Source organism: Microbacterium sp. Bi128 (assembly GCF_918698205.1).
Map to the genome: position 1 here is coordinate 1 of NZ_CAKKMM010000587.1, position 2,995 is coordinate 2,995.

Annotated in this window: 2 protein-coding genes and 1 pseudogene; 1 reads left to right on the forward strand and 2 read right to left on the reverse strand. The window is 65.2% G+C overall.

The annotated features are described in order from the left end of the window. Both LQV45_RS23350 and LQV45_RS23355 read right to left on the reverse strand, forming a co-directional pair. Positions 1-199: pseudogene (locus LQV45_RS23350) on the reverse strand (S-adenosylmethionine--2-demethylmenaquinone methyltransferase); the annotation flags it as partial. An 84-nt stretch (positions 200-283) separates the two neighbouring features. After that, the gene (locus tag LQV45_RS23355) at positions 284-1,423 is read right to left on the reverse strand and encodes a thermonuclease family protein (protein WP_230009036.1); all 1,140 of its coding nucleotides are present in this window, start codon (positions 1,421-1,423) and stop codon (positions 284-286) included. A 132-nt stretch (positions 1,424-1,555) separates the two neighbouring features. Between LQV45_RS23355 and LQV45_RS23360 the strand changes: the two genes are divergently transcribed. Next, complete coding sequence (locus tag LQV45_RS23360; RefSeq protein WP_230009037.1) at positions 1,556-2,821, forward strand: MFS transporter; 1,266 nt, start codon at positions 1,556-1,558, stop codon at positions 2,819-2,821. Positions 2,822-2,995: the final 174 nt, after the last annotated feature.

The window sequence follows — 2,995 nt, forward strand, 5'->3', positions numbered from 1 at the left end:
CGACCACCAGGACGGAGCCGTGGCCGGGAGCGGCCAGCACGGACTTGACCAGCGCGTTGTCCTCAAAGCAGCGGATAGTCCGGACCGGCCCGCTGAAATGCGTGTGCCCGCCCAGGGACTGGAACTGCACCGACACGGATTCCAGCTCCCCGCCGCGCTCGTCGTAAAGGTCTGCAGTATTCAGGGCGGAAGCGTTCACAGTGACTCCTTGAGTGTTAACGGCGGGGCTCATCCCCGAGACTGGCACATTCCGAACGGATCCGCCGAGTCCCGGGGACCAGAACTACCTCTTGCTACAAGGAGTCCACGTCTTTCCGCCGGGGGCATAACAGCGGGGACCGTTGTATCCCGGATATGGATTGGGTGCCGGAGCGGGCGGCACATAAACGGGCGGGACATAAGCCGGCGGGACGTACGGGACAGGTGCCGGGGGCACGTAGGGCGCCGGTGCGGGGGGCAGGTTACGGATCCGCTCGGCCTCGGCTGCTGCAGCGGCTTCGGCGGCCTGGCGGGCAGACACTGCTGCCGCCGCGGCTGAGGCTGCGTCCGCGAGTTGCTTCTTTTTCGCGCCAATGGCAGTCTGCCTGGCGGCCCCGACCGTAGCCGCTGAATCCAACCTGCTCGTCATCGCCGCCAGCTGCGCCGGCTTGTATGCGGCCCATTGGATTCCGTCTTTGGCCTTTGCCGCTACCTTGAGCGCAGCGACAGTTGCGAGGGCTGCGACCAGCCCGGCATGGCCCCGGTCCAGGTCGGACACGGAATCGGAAAGGGGATCGGCGGCCAGAGCTTCAACAGCTTGCGCCGCAATTGCAACCTGTTGGGACGGCAGGCATGCGACGTTTGAGGAGTTCAGGCCTACCCCCCGAGTGCGGGCCTCATCAAAGGCCTCAACCACCGGCGGATAGAACTTCTTATTGGGCTCGATCAAGACGGGTACGCCGAGTCCGAGCCGGGCGATCTCAGCGTTGACCAGCTTTCCGCCTGAGTCGAAGACCGCAGCTAGGGTGCGTCCGTATTTGTCCAAGGGCTCGAGGTCCAGTTCTAACGTGACTTTGGCACCAACGGGCAGAAGTTCTTCGAGGCCTTTGGTCGCTTCGGGGCCCATACATTCCACAGGCGTGTTGGGGTCTTTGGTCTCCGGAGTGTCGACATTCAACAGACGAATAGTCTTTTCTTCACCGTTCATTGAAGCCTTGAATGTGTCGCCGTCGATAATTCGTACGACAGTTGCCTGATCTCGTCCCGACTCGGAACCCGGGCGCTCGGATGCTTTTGTCTCGGCGGCCGCGCCGGAGTTGCAGCCGCTGAGGGCAAGCAGTGCTGCCATAGCAATCCCTATGGCCTTGGTTCGGGCAGCAGAGCCCGACATTTGTGACAACAAGATGTATTCCCCCACGGAATGAGTGATGATGATTTTCTCCATAGCTGGAGGTTCAACGATGACCTTACTGCGCCGGCCCGCCAATGAGCGCCAGTGTCGTCCCAGATCTGCCGAGTCCCGGTAGTCTGGCTGCGCACTGATACATATGCCTGATCATCAGTTCCAGGGGGAGCCATGAGCATGTCCGATACCACCGCGCCGGCGCTCGCCGAACCCGAACGCCGCGTCCGGCCTGTCTGGACGGCAGGGGTGGTGCTGGTCAACGTCGGCATCAACGCGGCATTCTTCGGCCCGCTCCAGGTGCTCCTCGGCCAACAGGCGGCAGCCTTCAGCGAACCGGACAAGGAAGCCATCCTCGCCCTCGTGACGGGTGCGGGTGCGGCCGTGTCCCTGGTGGCCAACCCCCTCTTCGGCGCCTTCAGCGACCGGACCACCGCGCGCCGGGGGCGGCGGGTGCCGTGGGTGCTCTTCGGTGCCGTCCTGGGTGCCGCGGCCCTGATCGCGCTGGCCGGCGCCCCGGGCGTTGCCGCAATGACGCTGCTCTGGTGCCTCGTCCAGGCCGGCTGCAACGGCGCCTATGCGGCCATCACGGCGGCCATCCCGGACCGCGTGCCGGTACCCCAGCGCGGCACCGTCGGCGGCCTTGCCGCCATGGGCCAGACAGCGGGAATCCTGGCAGGGGCGGTGATCGCCGCCGCCGTCGCCGGAAACTTCGCCGCGGGGTATGTTGTCTGCGCGGTGGCGCTGCTCGCCGGCGTCGTGCTCTATTACTTAAAGAACGACGACGTTCCGCTGCCTGCGCAGGCCCGTCCGCCGTTCAGTCTGGGCGGCTTTGTGCGGGGTTTTTGGATTTCCCCGGCCCGCCATCCGGATTTTGCCTGGGCTTGGCTGACACGGCTCCTGGTGAACATCGGCAACCATATGATCACCCTCTACCTGCTGTTTTTCCTCAACGACGCCGTCCGCGTCCGCGAAACCCAGGGTATCGAGCCCGAGTTTGGCGTCCTGATCCTCACGGGCCTGTATGCGGTCATGGTGATCATCACCAGCGTGGTCGGCGGCCGGCTGAGCGACCGCCTGGGCCGCCGGAAGCCGCTGGTCATCATCTCTTCCGCCGTGATCGCCGCAGCCTCCCTCATTCTTGCGTTCGCGCCCACCTGGCCGGGTGCGCTGGTCGGCGCGTCCGTGCTCGGCATCGGCTTCGGCTGCTATCTGGCGGTGGATTTTGCCCTCATTACCCAGGTGCTGCCCACGGCCCTGAACCGGGGCAGGGATCTTGGCGTCATCAACATTGCCAACTCGCTGCCGCAAGTGCTCGCCCCGCTGATCGCGTACCCCTTTGTTGCCTTCTGGGGCGGCTATGTGGCGCTGTACTTGGCGGCCGCCGTGATTGGGCTCCTGGGGGCCGTGTTCGTGGTGAAGATCAAGGGCGTGGACTGAGCCGCCCGCGTTCCGTGCAGGGGGCCTCGGAGCCCCGGTCTCCTCGCCGGGCGCCCGGATTCGTGGCGTATAGTGGACGGCAATTGCCGCGGCAGCGCGGTGGGCGGATCGCGCCCGGCTGCCGAGAAAAACGACCCCCGGAACGCTGCTGATGCCTGATTTTCACTCAGATCT